Source organism: Chryseobacterium oranimense, from assembly GCF_900129755.1.
Lineage (GTDB): Bacteria > Bacteroidota > Bacteroidia > Flavobacteriales > Weeksellaceae > Chryseobacterium > Chryseobacterium oranimense.
This window is the reverse complement of record NZ_FQWT01000001.1, coordinates 837,892-857,143: the sequence shown is the minus strand read 5'-3', so window position 1 is coordinate 857,143 and position 19,252 is coordinate 837,892. Positions and strand designations below refer to the sequence as shown.

At 38.5% G+C, this 19,252-nt stretch carries 17 protein-coding genes; 15 read left to right on the top strand and 2 right to left on the bottom strand.

Features of this window, described 5'->3' with window-relative positions; translation table 11 throughout:
* The first annotated feature begins 1 nt into the window (after position 1).
* From traJ to BUB03_RS03835, 13 genes are all read left to right on the top strand, one after another.
* Positions 2–985: a conjugative transposon protein TraJ gene (gene traJ, locus BUB03_RS03895; RefSeq protein WP_048506327.1), complete on the top strand. Its 984-nt coding sequence runs from the start codon at positions 2–4 to the stop codon at positions 983–985.
* Positions 986–1,006: 21 nt separating this feature from the next.
* The gene (gene traK, locus BUB03_RS03890) at positions 1,007–1,630 is read left to right on the top strand and encodes a conjugative transposon protein TraK (RefSeq protein WP_048506328.1); all 624 of its coding nucleotides are present in this window, start codon (positions 1,007–1,009) and stop codon (positions 1,628–1,630) included.
* Positions 1,631–1,640: 10 nt separating this feature from the next.
* Positions 1,641–1,922 (top strand): hypothetical protein, encoded by a 282-nt coding sequence (locus BUB03_RS03885; RefSeq protein WP_048506329.1) that lies wholly within the window; start codon positions 1,641–1,643, stop codon positions 1,920–1,922.
* Complete coding sequence (gene traM, locus BUB03_RS03880; protein WP_048506330.1) at positions 1,912–3,240, top strand: conjugative transposon protein TraM; 1,329 nt, start codon at positions 1,912–1,914, stop codon at positions 3,238–3,240. Before BUB03_RS03885 ends, traM begins: the two co-directional genes overlap by 11 nt.
* Positions 3,241–3,264: 24 nt before the next feature.
* Positions 3,265–4,164, top strand: coding sequence for a conjugative transposon protein TraN (gene traN, locus BUB03_RS03875; RefSeq protein WP_048506331.1), 900 nt, complete (start codon positions 3,265–3,267; stop codon positions 4,162–4,164).
* A gap of 19 nt (positions 4,165–4,183) precedes the next feature.
* Positions 4,184–4,744, top strand: a complete 561-nt coding sequence (locus BUB03_RS03870) for a conjugal transfer protein TraO (RefSeq protein ID WP_073060397.1) — start codon at positions 4,184–4,186, stop codon at positions 4,742–4,744.
* An 11-nt stretch (positions 4,745–4,755) separates the two neighbouring features.
* Positions 4,756–5,208: a TraQ conjugal transfer family protein gene (locus BUB03_RS03865; protein WP_048506333.1), complete on the top strand. Its 453-nt coding sequence runs from the start codon at positions 4,756–4,758 to the stop codon at positions 5,206–5,208.
* A gap of 67 nt (positions 5,209–5,275) precedes the next feature.
* Positions 5,276–5,797 (top strand): hypothetical protein, encoded by a 522-nt coding sequence (locus BUB03_RS03860; RefSeq protein ID WP_048506334.1) that lies wholly within the window; start codon positions 5,276–5,278, stop codon positions 5,795–5,797.
* Between the two features lie 92 nt (positions 5,798–5,889).
* Positions 5,890–6,213 carry a molybdenum ABC transporter permease gene (locus BUB03_RS03855; RefSeq protein ID WP_317041466.1) on the top strand — a complete coding sequence of 108 codons (324 nt, stop codon included), beginning with the start codon at positions 5,890–5,892 and terminating at the stop codon, positions 6,211–6,213.
* A gap of 346 nt (positions 6,214–6,559) precedes the next feature.
* A complete protein-coding gene (locus BUB03_RS03850; protein WP_073060396.1) occupies positions 6,560–8,602 on the top strand; it encodes a type VI secretion system Vgr family protein in 2,043 nt (680 codons plus the stop codon).
* 10 nt (positions 8,603–8,612) lie between these two features.
* Positions 8,613–9,443: a hypothetical protein gene (locus tag BUB03_RS03845; RefSeq protein WP_048506335.1), complete on the top strand. Its 831-nt coding sequence runs from the start codon at positions 8,613–8,615 to the stop codon at positions 9,441–9,443.
* Positions 9,436–10,815 carry a hypothetical protein gene (locus BUB03_RS03840; RefSeq protein WP_074941779.1) on the top strand — a complete coding sequence of 460 codons (1,380 nt, stop codon included), beginning with the start codon at positions 9,436–9,438 and terminating at the stop codon, positions 10,813–10,815. Before BUB03_RS03845 ends, BUB03_RS03840 begins: the two co-directional genes overlap by 8 nt.
* Positions 10,816–10,820: 5 nt before the next feature.
* Positions 10,821–11,720 carry a hypothetical protein gene (locus BUB03_RS03835; protein WP_048506337.1) on the top strand — a complete coding sequence of 300 codons (900 nt, stop codon included), beginning with the start codon at positions 10,821–10,823 and terminating at the stop codon, positions 11,718–11,720.
* A gap of 7 nt (positions 11,721–11,727) precedes the next feature.
* On the opposite strand, the gene BUB03_RS03830 is transcribed toward BUB03_RS03835, so the two are convergent.
* Positions 11,728–14,667 carry a DNA polymerase III subunit alpha gene (locus tag BUB03_RS03830; protein ID WP_048506338.1) on the bottom strand — a complete coding sequence of 980 codons (2,940 nt, stop codon included), beginning with the start codon at positions 14,665–14,667 and terminating at the stop codon, positions 11,728–11,730.
* A gap of 4 nt (positions 14,668–14,671) precedes the next feature.
* Positions 14,672–15,820, bottom strand: a complete 1,149-nt coding sequence (gene dinB, locus BUB03_RS03825) for a DNA polymerase IV (RefSeq protein ID WP_048506339.1) — start codon at positions 15,818–15,820, stop codon at positions 14,672–14,674.
* A 96-nt stretch (positions 15,821–15,916) separates the two neighbouring features.
* Between dinB and BUB03_RS03820 the strand changes: the two genes are divergently transcribed.
* Complete coding sequence (locus BUB03_RS03820) at positions 15,917–16,672, top strand: XRE family transcriptional regulator (protein ID WP_228417759.1); 756 nt, start codon at positions 15,917–15,919, stop codon at positions 16,670–16,672.
* Positions 16,673–16,793: 121 nt separating this feature from the next.
* Positions 16,794–19,223, top strand: a complete 2,430-nt coding sequence (locus BUB03_RS03815; RefSeq protein ID WP_073060393.1) for an ATP-binding protein — start codon at positions 16,794–16,796, stop codon at positions 19,221–19,223.
* The last annotated feature ends 29 nt before the right edge of the window (positions 19,224–19,252 follow it).

Here is a 19,252-nt window from a genome sequence, read left to right as displayed (position 1 = left end):
CATGGAATACGAGAACTTACATGAAATCTTAAGGTCGTTATACGACGAGATGATCCCACTTTCAGCTGATATGGCGGGAGTGGCTAAAGGTGTAGCCGGTTTAGGAGCGCTTTTCTATGTGGCTATAAAGGTATGGCAAGCATTAAGCCGTGCTGAACCTATCGACGTTTTTCCTTTACTCAGACCCTTCGCTTTGGGCATTTGTATCATGTTCTTTCCAACAATTGTGCTGGGATCTATCAATGCTGTTTTAAGCCCGGTTGTAAAAGGCACCCATGCCATGCTCGAAAATCAGGTTCTTGACCTAAATGCTTTACAGGAAAAGAAAGACAAACTGGAATATGAGGCAATGATCCGAAATCCTGAAAAAGCATATTTGGTTTCTGACGAAGCATTTGACAAAAAACTGGAAGAACTTGGCTGGTCGCCTGGGGACCTTGCTACCATGAGCGCTATGTATTTTGAGCGGGGAATGTTCCAATTTGGACAGAGTATTAAAGATTCTTTTAGGGAGTTTCTGGAAATATTATTCAATGCAGCGGCTTTGGTGATCGATACCATAAGAACATTTTTTCTGATAGTCCTTTCAATTCTAGGACCAATCGCATTTGCCATAAGTGTCTGGGATGGATTTCAGTCCACATTAAATCAGTGGTTTACGAGATATGTCAGCGTGTATTTATGGCTACCTGTTGCTGACCTGTTCAGCTCCATCCTTGCCAGAATACAGTCTCTGATTTTGGAGCGCGATATCGAGAATTTATCCGATCCTTCCTTTATTCCAGATACAACCAACACCGTATACATCATTTTTATGATCATCGGGATAGTAGGATATTTTACGGTTCCTACGGTAACAGGCTGGATCATTCAAGCTTCTGGTGCTACAAATTTCACCCGAAATATTCAGCAGGCTGCAAGTGTTGCTAGTGGTGGTGCGGGGGCTGTTGCCGGAAATATTGGTGGGAGATTACTTAAAAAATAACATACCTAAAAAATTAAAAACATGGAATTTAAAACCCTCCGGAATATAGAAAATAGCTTCCGCCAGATCAGGCTTTATGCGATAATTTTTGCCTTGTTATGCACTGGTATCGTTGGATACGCAATCTGGAAGTCATACAGTTTCGCGGAAAAGCAACGGGAAAAAATCTATGTCTTGGATCAGGGCAAATCATTGATGCTGGCGCTTGCACAGGATGCCAGCATCAACCGCCCTGTTGAGGCAAGAGAGCATGTAAGACGTTTTCACGAACTGTTTTTTACCCTGGCCCCGGACAAAAATGCTATTGAGAGCAACATGAAGCGTGCTTTTAATCTTGCCGACAAGAGCGTATTTGACTATTACAATGACCTTGCGGAAAAGGGATATTATAATCGTATCATCAGTGGAAATGTACAGCAAAGGGTCGAAGTTGACAGTGTAATCTGCAACTTCGATTCTTACCCCTATTCAGTAAAAACTTATTCCACTCAATTTATCATCCGTTCAAGCAACGTGACCAAGCGTAATCTGGTCACTTCCTGTAATCTGCTAAACTCCGTTCGGTCAGATAATAACCCACAGGGCTTCAACATCGAGAAATTCGCCGTGTTGGAGAACAGGGATCTGGAAGTTGTAGAACGTTAAATCTATCATTATGAATCTAAGAACAAAAATCGAAAATCGTATCAATGATCTTGATGACTGTTGGCGCGAATTGCCCATAAAAAAGCAGCGAAAATATACTATTTATTTTTTCCTGTTGTACACCATTTTAACGCTTATTGTTGTGGTAAACGTATGTGTCGAAACGGGAGAAGCAGATCAGGAAGTTGCCATCCGGCATATTGAGAATCCTGTCGAAAAAACAGAAAAGTCCGGTCTTATAGCCAAGGACAGTGTATCAATTAACTTAAAAAATGAGAATAATGGAAAATAACGAGAATAAAAGAATCAGTATTCTAGTCGAAGAATCTGACCAGAAATCTGAAGATTTAATCAGTGGGAATGACAAATCCAAGCTGGAAAAATTAAAAAAGCCATTGATCTATCTTCTAATGGGAATTGTTTTCCTTGTCTGTCTATATCTGATTTTCAAACCATCGTCCGATAAGGATGAGAACAAAGATTCGGGCCTCAATGGTGCTGTTCCACAGGCAACAGAAATAGGTATGCAGTCCGATAAACAAAAAGCCTATGAGCAGGCAATGATGGACGAGAAAAACCAGCAAAAAAAGAATATGCTCACATCACTTTCCGATTATTGGAATAGTGACAGTACGATGCAGGCCGCCGATCCGAATTCAGGATTAAATGAGAATCCAACAAATAATCCATCAGGAAAGAGCTATCAGGCCGAAAGTCCGGCATTAAACTCCTATCGCAACGCACAGGCGACTTTAGGGTCATTTTATAACAGTAATGAAAATTATGAATCAAATGAACTTCGCAAAGAGATTGCAGGATTAAAAAGGCAACTTGATGAAAGGGATGCGAATCCTGCTCCCTTGACAGTTAATGACCAATTGCAGCTCATGGAAAAATCTTACCAGATGGCGTCCAAGTATCTTCCAAATAATGGTGGTGAGCAAAAAAAGTCAGACAGTACAGCCATTAGAAATACCGGAGGTCAGAAAACATCCTTTGTTGCTTTTTCGCCTATGCGTGCAAATGTGGTTTCTGCACTTTATCGTGAACCTTCAGATCGGGAGTTTTTGGAAAATATTAACGGAGAAAGAAACCGTGGATTCTACACTGTGGGTGTAACCCAACAGGCTACCAAAGTTAAGAATAGTATTCGGGCATGCATTCATGAAAACACAACCATTGTTGGTGAAGGAACCGTGAAATTGCGGCTTCTTGAAGATTCAAAGACTCCTGATTTCACTATTCCCTCCGGTTCTATTGTTACTGCCGGAGCAAAATTCAACAATGGACGTTTAAGCCTAAAGGTTTCTTCAATAGAATCCAGCGGCAATATTTTCCCGGTAGAAATCAATATTTATGATCTGGACGGTCAATTGGGGCTGAACGTGCCATATTCCGCTGAAATGAGTGCCGTCAATGAAATTGCTGCTAACATGAGCCAGTCTTCCGGTACTTCTATCATGATGAGCAGATCCGCAGGCCAGCAAATAGCGGGCGACCTCTCCCGTGGCCTGGTTCAAGGAGTTGCGGGCTATTTTTCAAAGAAAGTAAGAACACCCAAAGTAATGTTAAAGGCAGGTCATCAGGTCTTTTTAGTTTCAAAAAAATAATACTAATTCTTAAATCAAATAGAAATGAAATCGATCATTAAAAAAATATTAATAACGATTTGTGCAATGCTTGGTTTTGTTTATTCGCATGCACAAACAATTACAGACTCATTAAATCATCAGTTAGATTCAGAACACGTTGAGCCTTATCACATCACTGTAACGTATAATAAAACAACGCACCTTATCTTTCCATCTGCGATCCGTTATGTTGATCTGGGAAGTGAATTTCTCACTGCGGGAAAAGCTGATGATGCGGACAATGTATTACGGATCAAAGCAGCAGTGAAAGATTTTGAAGATGAATCCAATTTCTCAGTGATTACGGATGACGGAAAATTTTATAGCTTCAGTGTTTTTTACAGTTCTTATCCCGAGATCCTAACCTATAACCTTGATCCAATGGATAAATCCGTATCAAACTCCAGAGCCAATATACATCTGGAAGACCTGGGTTTTTCTCCTTATGTTCCCGATCAGCTCATGGAAGCTATCTATAAAAAAAACCGGAACAATATCAGGCACATTGCTTCCAGAAGTTTTGGAATTCTCTTTAGTCTGAAAGGGATTTACATATACCAGGGGAAATATTACTTTAATACGCAGATTCAGAATAAAACCAATGTTTCCTATCAGATAGACTTTATAAATTTTAAAATAGTCGATAAAAAAGTAGCAAAACGTACTGTATTTCAAGAGAAACCACTAAATATCGTACGGACTTACAGCGATATTGCCGAAGTTCCGGACAACAAAACGAGCCGTGAAGTTTATCTGCTGGATCAGTTCACACTTGATCATGATAAAATACTTGTAATTGAGCTTTTTGAAAAGAATGGTGGAAGGCATCAACGACTTGAAGTTGAAAATGAGGATCTACTCCGTGCAGTACTATTAAAGGATCTACCACTAAAAATTAAATAACAATCTTATTTAAAACGATATGAAAAAGATATTAAGCATATTCTTAATGGTTCTATTGCCATTTACGTCAATTTTGGCGCAACGATTACTACCTTATCAAAAAGGTTTACAGGTCACTGCTGGCATGTTTTCCAATGATCAGCCAAAGGACAATTATTTTGTGAATCTGGAGCTGACACAAAATCACAAAAAAGGAAACTATCATTTCTTTTCAGCAGAATATCAGCGTAGGACAACATTCTATACTGAAAACCCCATTCCGATTGAAACTTATTTATTATCGGGGGGATATAGTTTCCATGTTATAGGCTTACCAAATAAAATTGTGAATTTCAATTCAGCAGTTGAAGCCAGTGGTGGTTATCAGTTGGTCAATCACAACAAACTATTGCTAGCGGATGGTTCACAAATCAACAATGAAAGCAGTTTTGTGTACGGTGCCGGAGGCAGGCTGACCCTAGAGACATATCTGACCAATTTTATTATCCTATCCTTACAGGCCAGAGCGAAATACGTTTGGGGAACAAATTTTAATCAGTTCCGTCCTTCCGCGGGTATTGGCCTTCGTTTTAACCTTTAAATTTTATCTATATGAAAACATTCTTAGATACAAAATTCCAGTATAGCTGGTTCATTTTATTAATGAGTATTGGCTTATTATTTTCCTGTAAAAATGATGATCTTGATATTCAGCAGAACTTCCCATTTGAGGTTGTTGTCCTTCCTGTTAACAAAGCAATTGCAGTCGGCCAGACGGAGGCAATTTCCATGAAAATCAAAAATACAGGAAGTTTTTCTGGTGTTCAATATTTCTTCCGGTATTTTCAGTATGACGGAAATGGAAATCTGATCTATGAGATTGGGAAGACAGGGAAAAAAGCCTTTCTACCCAATAAAGTATACTTTCTTTCCGATGCCAAGAGTTCGGAGATCACCTTCTATTACACATCGCAATCCAATGTCCAGCAATCATTTGACATTTGGATACTCGATAATTTTGGCAATGAAAGACAATTGAGCTTTCAATTTAACAGTATTGATTAATTAATGTAATGGGACAGCTTAATGATCAAAGCTGTCTCATTTATTTTTCTCTCATTAAAACTTAACGATGACGATTTCAGAAAACGATTATTTGCTGACAATGGACTATCTAAAGAGAACACTTGATAAAGGTGACAAGTATTTAGCCTACGGTGATTGGATAACATTATGCACCCTTGAAGACCTGAAATCACTTCCCACTTTCCGAACTAATTATGATGCGACAGAATATTGTTTTGAAAACACCACGGATCGTGATTTTGTGGTTCAGTTATCGGTAGAATGGCTTTATAAAGCGATGCTGGAAGGCATAAAAGATCCTACCATACTTGTAAGAAAGGGAAACTTAATCGATGTGGAAATGACAGCTTTTTATTATGCTGACAAAGTGGAGAACGAACTAACAAAAATTGAAAAAAAGGAGATCAGTAATGAAAAAAATAACCCAAAAGAAAAAACTGTGGAGCATGTCGGACATTTTGAAAAAGAAAACCCAGTCACTCAGCAAAAAGATAAACAAGACAAAAGTCTTTCAGATCAGAAAAAGAACCGGAAACCGGAACGGAAAAGAGGAAGATTCAGATTATAGATTAAATCAGGATTGCAGGATTATCCGGTTGAGGAAATGAAAATTGGGTTGTTTCACACTGAAACAACCCAATTTTTTCTTAGTAATATCTTATGAAGAAAAAATTTTTTCGTATTTTTATGGAAACCGAAACACTGAATATGATACCGTTATTAGTTATGGGCATTGGCTTTTTAATTCTCGGACTGGCTTTACGTTATTGGATCAACAGGCGTAAATTCTACCGTCGTGGTCCCGCAGGCGCAGAAGGCTTTTCCAGTTATGAGCGATCCGTCATTGTAACCTTAGCAGAAAGATTTGGCAAATGGATAGCGTATGCACTGATCATTTTAGGTATTGGTTTTTTATGGACTGCAAGAACTTTCAAAAAAGATCAGGAAAGACGCCAAAAGAGTATTGAAGCCTATCAGAAATAAGCTATTTAAAAGCTAAAATTCCATATAATCCTATCCTTATATCTCCGGTCGTAGAAATACGACAATTTCTCAAAAATGTGGTATAAAATTTTGTCAGAAATTTTTATAGTTATATATTGGCTTACCAAGTCATTAATTATTAACCTATTAAAAACCGCTAATGAGTCATTTATTTAATCTTCAAATCACCTCTTGTTGAGGTATTCCCGCTAGTTTTCGCTACAATTACAAGCAAGTGAAATTAATGTAAATGGAACAGGGCCTACCTTTTTGTTTGCAGTTGTCCTCAAAGAATCCTACCCAAAGGATTATATTTTAATTAAACACAACCGAAAAAATTATTATCATGTTTCAAGAAGAAAAGGATCTTTCCCAAACCGGAAAGTATTCGGATAAGATGAATTATGAAAACGAATTCAAAAAAAATGTAAATATTGAAAACCTGAAAAGCGATGCTTTAAAAGCCCAAGATGCTATAAGTTCAGGAAACCAGATGTTTAATAAGCCGATAACTCCTAATGAGGCGGAAATTTCCAATAAAAAGATCTGGAGCAATCAACCGACTTCAAAAATTTTCAATGCCCATGCAATCCCGGAAAACGCAATTGCAGGTATTAATCGGGTTATAAATCTTGACATTCATGTTGAAGGTAAGCAAATCAGACATTTTAAACATTTTAGATTAAAACAGAAGGCATCTAACCATCATAAGTTTGAAATGGTTCTTGCCCACGATGCACTGGGAGATCCTGAAAACCATAATCTTGAAAACGCACAGGCTTTTCTAGGGAAAAGAATCACCGTTGTTTTTAAATATAAAGATGTGGATCAAAGCCCTGAGAGAAATTTTGTAGGTGTTATTACAGAGATTGGATTTAGTCAGGAAAAAGGCAGTTTAGGAGACATCGTTTTTAAGGGCTATAGTCCAACGATCCTATTAGATGCAGCTCCACATATACAAAGTTTTGGAGGTTCGCAACCGATAAGTTTGAACAGCGTTGCAAATGAAGTGATTAAAGAAGCCCTGGATCAAGGAAAATTTGATTTTCGTGTTGATTCTCAGCATGGTAATATTTCTTACAGTTGTCAATATGAGGAAACACATTTTAATTATCTGTCAAGAATCGCCGAGGCTTATGGTGAGCAGTTTTTTTATGATGGAGAGATTCTTCATTTTGGCAAATTGCCACCACAGGAGAAACCGATAAAATTGGTTTATGGAAGTAATTTAAGTGATGTAAAGATCAAAATGAAGGCACAGCATGTTAAACCAACTTTTTATGGTTACAATAGTAGTAAAGATGAAAAGTTTATCGGAAGCAGTTCAAAAATTACACATACTTCAGACATTGCAAAACGTGCTTATGAGATTTCAGAACGCACTTTTCAAACACCTTCTTTACGTGTTGCCCCTATCAAAGCGATATCTTTTATGGATATTGATGCTTCCCAAAGAGGTACGGCAGGGAGCAAAGCCGCTGAGGTACTCGTTACCTCTGGGAAAACAAGTTTGCCATTTCTTTATCCAGGATGCATAACGGATATAGAAATGCGAAAACCGGACTCCAATGAGACTACTTTTTTTACGAAATTAATGGTTATTGAAGCTCTTCATCAGGTAGATGCCAGAGGCTATTATGAAGGATCATTTAAAGCAATTGCCTCCGATACGGGCTTTCTTCCAAGACCGGAATATATCAATCCATTAGCGGAGCCCCAGTTTGCAAAAGTAATATCCAATACCGATCCACAAAATCAAGGAAGAGTACAGGTACAGCTTGACTGGCAAAAGGGCCAGGATACCACGGAGTTTATCCGCGTTATGTCACCAGATGCTGGAAGCAGCGATAAAGTTGGAAAAAACCGGGGATTTATGTCAATTCCGGAAGTTGGTGACCAGGTAATTGTCAATTATGTCCATCTGCATCCTGATCGGCCTTTTGTTATGGGAGGAATGTATCACGGTGGGATTGGCGCCGGAGGAGGAGAAGGAAATAATATCAAAAGTCTTAGTAGTAAAAGTGGAAATAAGCTAGAATTGAATGACGGTGAAGGATCTGTTTTCCTTACAGATCAAGGTGGTGCGAACATGAAATTTGATGGTGCCGGGAATGCGAACACCAATGCTACCAAGAATAAATCTGTTTCAGTTGGTGAAAAAAATACGGTAACTGTTGGAGATATCCACAAAACAGATGTTGGAAACGGTCAAAGTGTTCTTACCATGGGAAAAGATGGTGTTATTGATTTAAGTTCGCTGGAAAAGCTAACCTTAAAAGTTGGTGACAACAGTCTTGAAATTTCAACGGCAGGAATTAAGGTCAACGGAGCAAAAATAGAAATTACTGGTGAAGGTTCCTGGAGTGGTGGAAACGTATTTATTAATTAAGGTTATCTGAATGGAATATATAAATTTTAAGACCTTAAGTACTAAGAAATACCTTGTCAACATTACTAGCAATATGCTTTTAAATGGCATGATGAGTGAAACAGAAGTGGAATTAAGATGGATGCTTACACTTAAAGAAATAGGCTCCCACGATTATACATTTGAACTTATTACGCTTGATCACCGTATGGTCAAAGCGGATAATATGGGATACATAGAAATTCATAAAGTTGTCAGCCAATTACAAAAGGCTCTCAATGAAATCACTTTTACCGTAGATAAGCAAGGTACTCTTCTGCGGGTTAAAAATTTGGAACAGATAAAGGAACGATGGGAAGATGTTAAGGCTGAGACAATTGAATACAATAAGGCCAATACCTCATTGGTTGAGTTGTTTAAAATCCAAGATGAAGCTTTTGAAAAGGTTGGCGGTGTGGATGCAATGGTAAAGGCTATGGAATTTTTTGACATATATTTAAATAATATTTATGGCAGGGATTTTTTTGGAAGGATAAAAAAAAATATTCCTAATTTATTTAGGTCAGGTTTAATTCCTTTTGCCTTGGGATATGATGGGAACAAAAGTCCGGATGCGGAAAATATCTATACTATCAAGGTTGATGGATATCCGAATATAGTGGCAGAGAATCATTTGAAAGATTTATATGGTGGGTTCCCGATTTCAGATTTTGACGCTTTAAAACCGGTATATCTGTATAACGCACAATATAATATAGACCTATTGAGTGGCTTTATTATTGACGGGGAAGTGAATTTTTCTGAAGCTATCAATGATAAATTTGGAGGCGAAGTTCATTATAAAATTAGACTGTATGAGTGAATCAGGACAAACCGGCTATGTGGCATTGACCAGTGATATGTATTTTACATGTTCATCAGGTCTTGCTCCGGCAAAGATGTACCCGACGCAAACAAACCACGGGACAAAAGATAAATTCTATTATTTAGTTAAAGATGATACTGCAACACAACAGCTGGGCGATTTCTGTTGCCGCTGGACAGTGGTTATCGCTGCCGCGATAGCTGCAGCTGGCATTGTTACCGGAGGTGCGGCATTGGTTTTATTAGCGGCAGTCGCAGTGGCTGCAAGTGCTGCACTCTGTGGAGGTCTGGCAGCTCCTTTCAGAAAGTGGGTGGGTTACTCCACGTTAAATGCCTATGGACGTAAAGATGCGTATTCTTTAACTTCAAAATGCCAAATGACTTGCATTATAGGTGGCACGGTTACTTATGCAGAAGGAATTACGAGTACCTGGCAGGCTATGATCTACACTGCAAGAAACACTGGCTGGGCAGTTTTAGAAGGTGCTATGCTGGGTAAACTTGGATCAGCGGGCTTTGGTGCTTTCGCAGGAACCGCAACCCCCACAATGTCTACAGCATTGCTCAATTTTGCTTTTCTGAACGTTTCCGCAAGGGGAATTGCTGTTGTAGATCAGGTAGGCTTCGAGGGGATATTAAGAAATGGTAAAAGTCTAAGTGAAACAGGCGATGAAGTAATTTCAGGTTTAACGATGTTTGAGCAACCCTTTATTCAGATATACCAAAAAGCTACTGGCTCAAATCCACAACCGTTGAATTGGCAGGATTTCTATTATGCTGGATTATCACTGGTTGGGCAAAGAGCGATGGCTGAAAGTGCGAGGACAAACCCGAATATGGCGGTTGGAATTTACAAACAGGGAGCGCAGACAGTTAATGCATTGAAAAATGGTAAGCTTTTTGAGCGTGTCACTTTAGAGGGGAGATTTGGATTGCAATCACTTTTTGATAATCCGGTCTGGCGTGCCTTGTGGGAACAAGCCAAAGAAAACAAAAGAAACACGGGACAAGAAAATGCTTTTACTCGATACGAAGCAAATATGCGTAATAATAGACAGATGACAAATACAGAATTGAGGAATGCATTTTCAACGATTGAGCGAGAATTTAAAAAACTGGCTTCTGAACAGGGTGTAGACTTACCGGAAGGCCCAATACATCATACCAATTGGCCATTACAGCGCTATCCAGAGCATGCTACTGATCCTAAAAATTTATATCCAACCCAGAGTACTGACCAGCATTTGAACCAAATACATCCAGCAACTACTCAGGGTCCGCATCCAACCAGAGATCCGGTTAGTCCACAGCATGAAAAACCATTATATGAATATCCTCCTAGACCAATTGACGATAACGACTTAGATTAAGAAGAATGGAAGAATTATTAAATGAATTAAATTTAGGAAAGGAACTTAAATCATTGTATAAAGGTGAAATTCCGATTATTGATGAATATAGCATGTTTAGGTTTTATATTGAAGAAACAAATACAGGCTCATTTGCTCATCCACCGTTTCTCATACCTTTTATGTATAGTTATGACGCAGACCATTATCATGTGGGAATGGTTAAACACTGGTTTTCAGATAGAAAAATTAGTTTTGGTGATATGACAGATGGAGCTGGGTTTCAAACAAGTGAAATTGCTAGAAACGAGAAACAACTGTTTTCGCGATTGTTGTTTAACGAATTCGTAAACAGCGAGGATTGCATAGTTACCGAAAGACTAGAAAAATGTGCGGCACTCATGGGGTTAAGGAATCAGGATTTTTTAGAATTTCAACAAGCAAATCAGAACCACCAAGAAAATCCAGAATGTAATATATCGGTAATCAATACAAATAGACCACTTTCATGTGTAAACGAAAATGAAATTTATGATGGTCAATTTCCCTCTAACGATAAACTGATAATTTTGAGCAATGTTCCAAAGTCTTGTTACTTTGAAATCTTTCACAAAGAATGGATCGGGTATAATAAAGATAAGTCAAGTTTTTCCTTTTTTAAAAAAGATCCAAAATACAAACCAATCGAGGATATTCCCGAATGGCTTTTAGCAAATACAAATAAAAAAGAGCTATTTGAAAAGTATATTGTAAGTGGGGAGTATGACAAAGCCTGGTTCACAATTAATGGTATTGGCTTTACCCCTAAAGAAGTCGGAGAAAGATTACAGCGACTAAAACAAGTCTCTACTGAGAAAGCATTTCATTTATGGGCTGACTTCTGGTGTAGTAAATATGGTCACATGGATAGTTTCATATTCATATAAACAAATACTATATACTTCTTGGATCAGGTCTTATGGGCATTTTTGCACATCTTTGAACGTCTATTGATGGGCATCCATATTCAATGGTAACTCTACCTTCTATCAGGTATAATCCTTTTCCACGAAGGGGGAATTTGAGCAGGCTCTGTGTGAAATGCACGGTGTCTATAAAGTCACCGTTGTTATCCAGGAAGGTTCCAAATTTCATGGGTTTACCGGTTTTCGTCTTTACCCATTTTTCAGCTACCATATAGGCGACGATCCTTACCGTCTGACCTGCGAATAAGGACATATTATCGGCGCATGCATTACCTCGATAATTTGATTTTGCCAGATCAAAAATACTGCCCGAAACAGGAAAACCCATCAGTTCAATCTCATCATAAATATCTTCCAGCGGATCGGTAATGAGGACTGGAAGTTTCGGTTTTTCGTTTGAACTCTGGAAGAGTTGGCCCAACTGAAAGTTCATGTTTTTATTGGAATTAAGGATCAGATGTGCCTCCCACAGCAGTTCCTTTTTATCAACGTCAAGAAATCCGAAGGCTCCGCAACGTATCAGAATGATGATCTGTTCAAGCCCTGCTCCTGTCCTTTGATTGAAATCTTCAATCCCCAGATACGGGCCATTTTTCTTCCGTTCTTCTGAGATCGACTGTGCCAGTTTTGTTTCCAGATTCAAAATACAGTCAAAACCAAGGTAGATATCTTTACCAATTATTGAGGTATCGAATATACTTCTGTTTATACAGGGCAGACAAATATTAGCGCCTGCTTTTTTTGCTTCGTTCACATACACTTCACGGTCATAGAAACCGCCATGATTATTCAGCACTGCAACCATAAATTCAAGCGGATAGTAAGTCTTCAAAAAAAGGCTTTGGTAACTCTCCACGGCAAAAGATGCGGAGTGCGCTTTATTAAACGAATATCCGGCAAAGCTTTCCATCTGCCGCCATACTTCACGGGATATTTCTTCCGGATAATTCTGGTTCCTGCAATGGGAGAAAAATTTATCTTCAATTTCGAGCATATGATTCTTATTTCGGTATTTGCCGGACATCATTCTACGCAGTACGTCCGCATCAGCCAGATCCAATCCCCCAAAGCGGTGACCGATCTTCATTACATCTTCTTGATATACCATTACACCATAGGTATCTTCGAGTTCCTGTTTAAATGCCGGATGGATATACTCAACTTTTTCAGGGTTTAGATGCCTTTCAATAAAAGTCCCCATCATTCCCGACGACGCTACTCCGGGTCTAATTATTGAACTTGCAGCGACAAGCGTCAAATAATCATCGCATTTCAATTTACTTATGAGCTGCCTCATTGCCGGGGATTCAATATAGAAGCATCCGACGGTATGGGCTGACCTTAGCTGATCTGCAATCTTTGGATCGTTAAAGAAACGTTTAGGATCGGAAGTTTCGATGGCTTCGCCCCTATTGGTTCTAACGATTTCCCTGCAATCCTCAATATGTCCGATTCCTCTCTGTGATAAAATATCAAATTTTTCAAACCCTATTTCCTCGGCAACATACATATCAAACTGCATTGTCGGCAGGTTTTTGGGCGGATAATCCAGCGCAGAATAGCAGGTCAGCGGATTTTCCGATATCAGCACACCGGAGGCATGTATCGTACGTTGATTGGGAAAATCTGCCATTTGATTATAAACTCCCAGGATTGTCCTGGTAACTTCATTTTTGTTGAGCATATTGGAGGGGTCACTGATCAGTCGATCAATTTCAGGTTTGGGAAGTCCATAAACCTTTCCAAGTTCCCTTATGATCGAACGGTCACGAAAAGTTCCCATTGCTCCCATGAGAGCAGTATGTTCGCCCTGATATCTTTTGAAAATATAATCATATATCTCATCCCGATCCCGCCATGAAAAGTCAACGTCAAAGTCGGGTGGACTTTTCCTTTTAGGGTTAAGGAACCGTTCAAAATAAAGGTTCAGTTCGATTGGACAAACATCAGTTATCCCAAGACAGTATGCGATAATACTATTGGCTCCGCTGCCTCTACCGACATAATGAAAGTTCCTGTTTCTTGCATAACGGCATATATCATCGGTTATGAGGAAATAACTGGAAAAATTCAGCTCATGAATGATATCCAGTTCATGCAGAACCCGATCTCTGGCAATTTTGTCATTTGATCCATACCGTCGTTCAAACCCGTCCATAGCGTACTTAAACAATAATTGTTTATCGTCATAACGGTTTCCCGTAAAAGTCTTTTTATTTTTGGAACCCTTGAAGTCAAAATCAAAACGGCATTCTGAAAGTAACTTTTCTGTATTTGCAATCAACTCAGGAACCAGGCCATATATTTGCATTAATTTTTCCTTATGAACAAATATTTCATCTTTCTCCGCCATCTGATCAGCAGGAAGCTGTGATATCAGAATATTGTTATCAATAGCGCGCAACTGTTTATGCAACTGAAAATCATCCTGTTTAAATGATACGGGGGAAAGGATTACATATCGATCCATAAAACGTTTTGGAGCAACGATATAACGGGTAAGCTCCGAAGGCCGTATTCCTATAAATTCATTATCCCGAAGAGCAGCTTCTTGAATACTTCCATAAGGATAAATTATAAAAACATCCCGAAAGCCAGGTGCTATTGGTGGCAATAATGTTTTATCACGATTGTGGGCAGTCATAAATTCGTTGAGTTCCCTGAAACCTTTTTCGTTCTTTGCGATTCCGATATAGAGAAGCTTACAATTATTACGAAATTCCATTCCTGCAAGTCCATTTATACCAGCTTCCCTGCACTGTCTGATAAAATCAATTGTTGCTGAAGAATTATTCATGTCCGTGAGTACAGCTGTGTCAAATCCATACTTGCGGATACCCTCAATCAGATCCTTTACGCTTATTGTACCATATCGTAGACTATAATAACTATGTAAATTGAGCAGCATCGTATTATAAATTTGGAAGTGCGAAGCCCCTGAGCACCGAATCGTGCCCATATCTTATTCTTATCCTGTCCATTGCCTCAGACAGCCTGATATCTTCAAGTGTGTCATTGAAAAGATCTGCCTGATATCCACCTGCTATCAGATTGCTGAATTTTACACCGATCAGGCGTATCAGCATCCTGCGGCTGTATAGTTTTTCAAAAAGCTGCATTACTTTTTCAGAAATAACCCTTTCGGATGATGTAAAGGGCAATTTTGTCTGCATGGTATGGGTATCAAAATTGCTGTATCTAAGCTTTACTGTCACACATGAAGTCAGTCTGCCGTCTCTACGCAGATCAAATGCCAGCTCGTCCACCATTGAAAGCATCGTCCGTCTGAGAATATCCATATCAATTGTGTCCTGTTCAAATGTCGTCTCCTTGCTCATACTTTTCTGCTGGCTGAAAGGAATAACCGCATTGTTGTCAATACCGTTGGCTTTGTTCCAGATGCTGACGCCATTTTCACCCAGTACCTTTCTCATGGTAATGACGTCCATCTGCTGTAAAGTAAGGATCTGTGATATTCCCATATTGCGCAATAACGGATAGGTCTTTTCCCCGATACCCGGTATTTTACGAATAGATAGCGGAGCAAGGAAATTCCGTTCAGTCCCTTCATCAATTTTTCGTTCTCCACAGGGTTTCGCTTCGCCCGTGGCAATCTTACTTACGGTTTTATTTTTTGAAAAACCAAATGAAATGGGGAGTCCAGTTTCTTTAATAATGGTTTTGCGGAGTTCCTGTGTCAATTGCCAGGAACCGAAAAATCTATCCATTCCGGTCATATCAAGATAATGTTCATCAATTGACGCTTTCTCAACAACCGGAATTTTATCTTCGATTATTTCCGTAACAATGTCTGAATATTTACTGTAAAGATCATGGTCGCCCCGCACAAGCACAGCTTCGGGACAGAGCTGTCTGGCAAGGCGCATGGGCATGGCGGAATGGATACCATACTTGCGGGCCTCATAAGAACAGGACGCAACAACGCCACGGTCAGAACTTCCTCCGATCAATACTGGTTTCCCGATAAGATCGCTGTTGATCAGCCTTTCAACCGATACAAAGAATGTATCCAAGTCACAATGTACAATCGTCCGCTCCATTTTATACTAATTTATTTAGCAAAATTGAGAAGAAATTTCCCAAGATGGTTTATATTTGTTGGGAAAAATATTCCCAAAATGACATTACAAACTTTTTTGGCCGACAACATCAGGTATTTACGGATGCAGAAAACGCAGCTTTCACAAGAGAAAATAGCCGAGGCCATAGGTATAACAAGAGATCGCTATTCTAAATATGAGAACGGAAAAGTTTCTCTTCCTCTGGAAGTACTTGTGGCGCTTTCTAAATTTTATCATTTAAGTACCGACTTACTTCTTACCGTTGACCTTAGAAAATATAGGTTAGAAGAAATGGTCAATTTACCTGACAACAGAATCCTACTTCCTATAAAAACCGACGAGATGGGTGAAAATAAAATCGAGATTGTTCCATTCAAAGCTTCAATGGGCTATCTTATGAGCTATGCAGATCCTGACTATATAGAGTCCTTACAAACTATGTCTCTGCCGTTTCTTCGAAATGGAAAATATAGAGCCTTTCCAGTAGAAGGTGATTCTATGCCACCTCATAAAGACGGTGCTTATATAATCGGAAGGTATATAGAATCACTGAATGACATTAAGATCGGGAAGACATATATTTTTTTAACACATGAAGGAATTACCTATAAAAGATTATCGGCAGTACAACCGACCGCATTGGAGGTTATGGCCGACAACTCTTTTTATAAGCCATACAATATTCTTTTGAAAGATCTTTTGGAGGTTTGGGAATTTACGTCGAGTATTGCTGTCGAGGAATCACAACAAAATGAACTTCTGTTGGACAACACTACTATTATCAAAATGTTCAATGAAATCAAATCGGATCTTTCAAAATTAACATCGTAATTGAGCGTTTTATATCTTGGAGATCGGATTATAATTAGGGTGAATATATTGGTGAAAAATTGTAAATTGCTTTAATCCCTCAGAACCAACTTTTGGGATCAATTTATACATATTATTAACAATGAATGAAGCTACGTTAGAAGCAAGAATTGATCGTGTACTGCACACAGTATTTCCAACATTCAAGGAGGTAAAAGTAGAACACCAAACCTCATTTACGCTTAAAATAGGACATCACTATATCCCATTAGATTCCGGATATTCAGCAAAAAATATTGTACGGGGAATTTCCGACATTATATTGAAAATTGATGGGCAAAATGTGATTCTCCTGGAACTGAAACAGGAGAATGTGGCTATTTCTTCTGGAGATATAGCTCAAGGAATTTCCTACGCACGACTTTTAGATCAGATGCCAGCGATAACATTAATTTCTAACGGAAAGATCAATCGTTTTTTTAACACCTATACCAAAGAAGAAATTATTACCGATAGTGTAGATTTTGGGATGATAAATGAGTGCATCAAGGATTCTTTCGCCCTGGCAGCAAATGATTTCAAGGATGCCGTAAATCTCCTGTTGAATAACGATCCAGAATTATTCGCTCATGTTATTAACCAGATAACCCAACAAAAATTTTTACGATTGACGGGAGAAATTGGAGATTTAACCAAGCCTATATGCCCAGATTTTGTGATTGACCGCAGCATTCTAGCAGAGGTGATTGAAGCATTCGACGATAAAACCTCTTTGATAGGCGTACAAGGCCAGGCATTCAGCGGAAAAACAATGTTGCTCTACCAATTCTTCAGTAGGTTGAATTCACAGGAAAATTTTGTCTTCTATCTGGACTGTCATGACCATAACTATTCAATTTATAGACAACTAGCCAATACCTTTACAAAAAACTCCGGTATGCGTGTGAGTGACGAACAGATCAGGGAATGGTTACATTCTTCACTGAGGGTGGGTAGTGAGAATAGGTTCTATTTGTTGCTTGATAACTTCAACGAGAGTATCTCCAATGTTATTATGGACGAAATCATTGAGCTAATTGACATTTTTGATGATGGACACCATCGAATCCTTTATACGGTAGACGAATTCAATTTACAACAGTTAGCCTATGTACCTTTTAAAAATTATAAAACTGTTATAGGCGAGAAAAGTAAAATTATAAAATTAGATGCGCTCGACGACGATGAGTATTTTCAGGCAAATGAAATAATGTTTGATAAATTCAAGTTGGTTATTGAAAATGGAGGACATTATGCAGCTGAATATAGAGAACCACGTATTATTAGACATTTAATTTCTCTGTATAAAAATGATGCCCTTGTCGAAGGGCAATATGATAAGATCCAGCCGATACCTGATGTTTACCTTTTAAAGCTCCTTACAAACAACCAAACTTATTCGCAAGAAATTCACCGTCTGATGTCAATGATGGCAGAATGCTTTATGGAAGAAAATAATTTGCGGAAACAAAACTCAGATCTTAATGTGGCTGCATCGTTAAGTGGTTCTATTACGATTGATATATTTAAACGGAAATATAATGACCATTACGAGGGACTGATAAAATCTTCCATAACGGTGATCAGGCATTTTCGGAACAATGGTTTTAGTATACTATACCCCAAACTTCCTGAACTATTAGCCAATTATTGTATTCCAATAATTTCACGCCTTCTCGCGGAAGATTCTGAGACCAGAGATATTGATCAAAATCTCAATTATTTTAGCGAATTGACTATGGCAGTTCCATATTGCGATATTGTGGGAGCCGCTGTACTGATGGAGATTTCTCAAACAAAACCAAAATTGTTTTCAGATCTTATCAACAGAATGCTAAAAGTAGAGCCAAAAAAGGAAGTGATTTCTGATCAGTCAAGATTACTTTTATTTGATGAAAACGCAGGTCACATCGACATCGATTATGAGAAAAAAAAATATGGAAATGAAGGTTTGTTGATCGCAGATTTTTTTCCTTTTGCGGTACTGTCGCAATTGGCTCCGTTCCCAATGGGCGATGAAAATCATTGTGAAAATTCAGATCTGACCCCTTACAATTTTCATCTGACCTTTATTCATAAAATTGCTTCATCCCCTATATTTATCCACAGGGCAGATCGTAGATCTTTGTTGAATATGAAATCCTATGAAAGCTACGAATGGGAAGGGATCGGACAGATTATAAGCGGTAAGGAAGGCATAATCGAACCCATAGTTCAGGCCATACGGAAATGCTTTCTTTTGATACCAAACGAGATGAAATTATTATACCAATTTGGTTTAAAGGAAAAGAATTTCAATCTACTTTACAGGATCTACTTGGCCCTTCATGGTTTAATCAATATTGGAGACACAGATATAGCAGAAAAAGCCCAGACTTATGTTAGAATTTTTCACAGGTTCTTCGCCGAATTTATGGCTGAGTATTTCGGTAAAAACCTTGGAGATAGTAAACAGCAGGATGAACTTTATAATAGCCTGCTGAAACTGAATATTGATCAGGAACTTGATCGACTATTCCTGAATGATGAATAAAATATAACAAGGAATATCAAATTGAAGCA

Coding starts and splice junctions, on each gene's coding strand:
- BUB03_RS03855 (WP_317041466.1), top strand. CDS start 5,890: ATGAAGAAAAAATTTTTTCGTATTTTTATGGAAACCGAAACACTGAAT.
- traK (WP_048506328.1), top strand. CDS start 1,007: ATGGAATTTAAAACCCTCCGGAATATAGAAAATAGCTTCCGCCAGATC.
- BUB03_RS03850 (WP_073060396.1), top strand. CDS start 6,560: ATGTTTCAAGAAGAAAAGGATCTTTCCCAAACCGGAAAGTATTCGGAT.
- BUB03_RS03840 (WP_074941779.1), top strand. CDS start 9,436: ATGAGTGAATCAGGACAAACCGGCTATGTGGCATTGACCAGTGATATG.
- BUB03_RS03845 (WP_048506335.1), top strand. CDS start 8,613: ATGGAATATATAAATTTTAAGACCTTAAGTACTAAGAAATACCTTGTC.
- traJ (WP_048506327.1), top strand. CDS start 2: ATGGAATACGAGAACTTACATGAAATCTTAAGGTCGTTATACGACGAG.
- BUB03_RS03815 (WP_073060393.1), top strand. CDS start 16,794: ATGAATGAAGCTACGTTAGAAGCAAGAATTGATCGTGTACTGCACACA.
- traM (WP_048506330.1), top strand. CDS start 1,912: ATGGAAAATAACGAGAATAAAAGAATCAGTATTCTAGTCGAAGAATCT.
- BUB03_RS03865 (WP_048506333.1), top strand. CDS start 4,756: ATGAAAACATTCTTAGATACAAAATTCCAGTATAGCTGGTTCATTTTA.
- BUB03_RS03835 (WP_048506337.1), top strand. CDS start 10,821: ATGGAAGAATTATTAAATGAATTAAATTTAGGAAAGGAACTTAAATCA.
- dinB (WP_048506339.1), bottom strand. CDS start 15,820: ATGGAGCGGACGATTGTACATTGTGACTTGGATACATTCTTTGTATCG.
- BUB03_RS03860 (WP_048506334.1), top strand. CDS start 5,276: ATGACGATTTCAGAAAACGATTATTTGCTGACAATGGACTATCTAAAG.
- BUB03_RS03885 (WP_048506329.1), top strand. CDS start 1,641: ATGAATCTAAGAACAAAAATCGAAAATCGTATCAATGATCTTGATGAC.
- BUB03_RS03870 (WP_073060397.1), top strand. CDS start 4,184: ATGAAAAAGATATTAAGCATATTCTTAATGGTTCTATTGCCATTTACG.
- traN (WP_048506331.1), top strand. CDS start 3,265: ATGAAATCGATCATTAAAAAAATATTAATAACGATTTGTGCAATGCTT.
- BUB03_RS03830 (WP_048506338.1), bottom strand. CDS start 14,667: ATGCTGCTCAATTTACATAGTTATTATAGTCTACGATATGGTACAATA.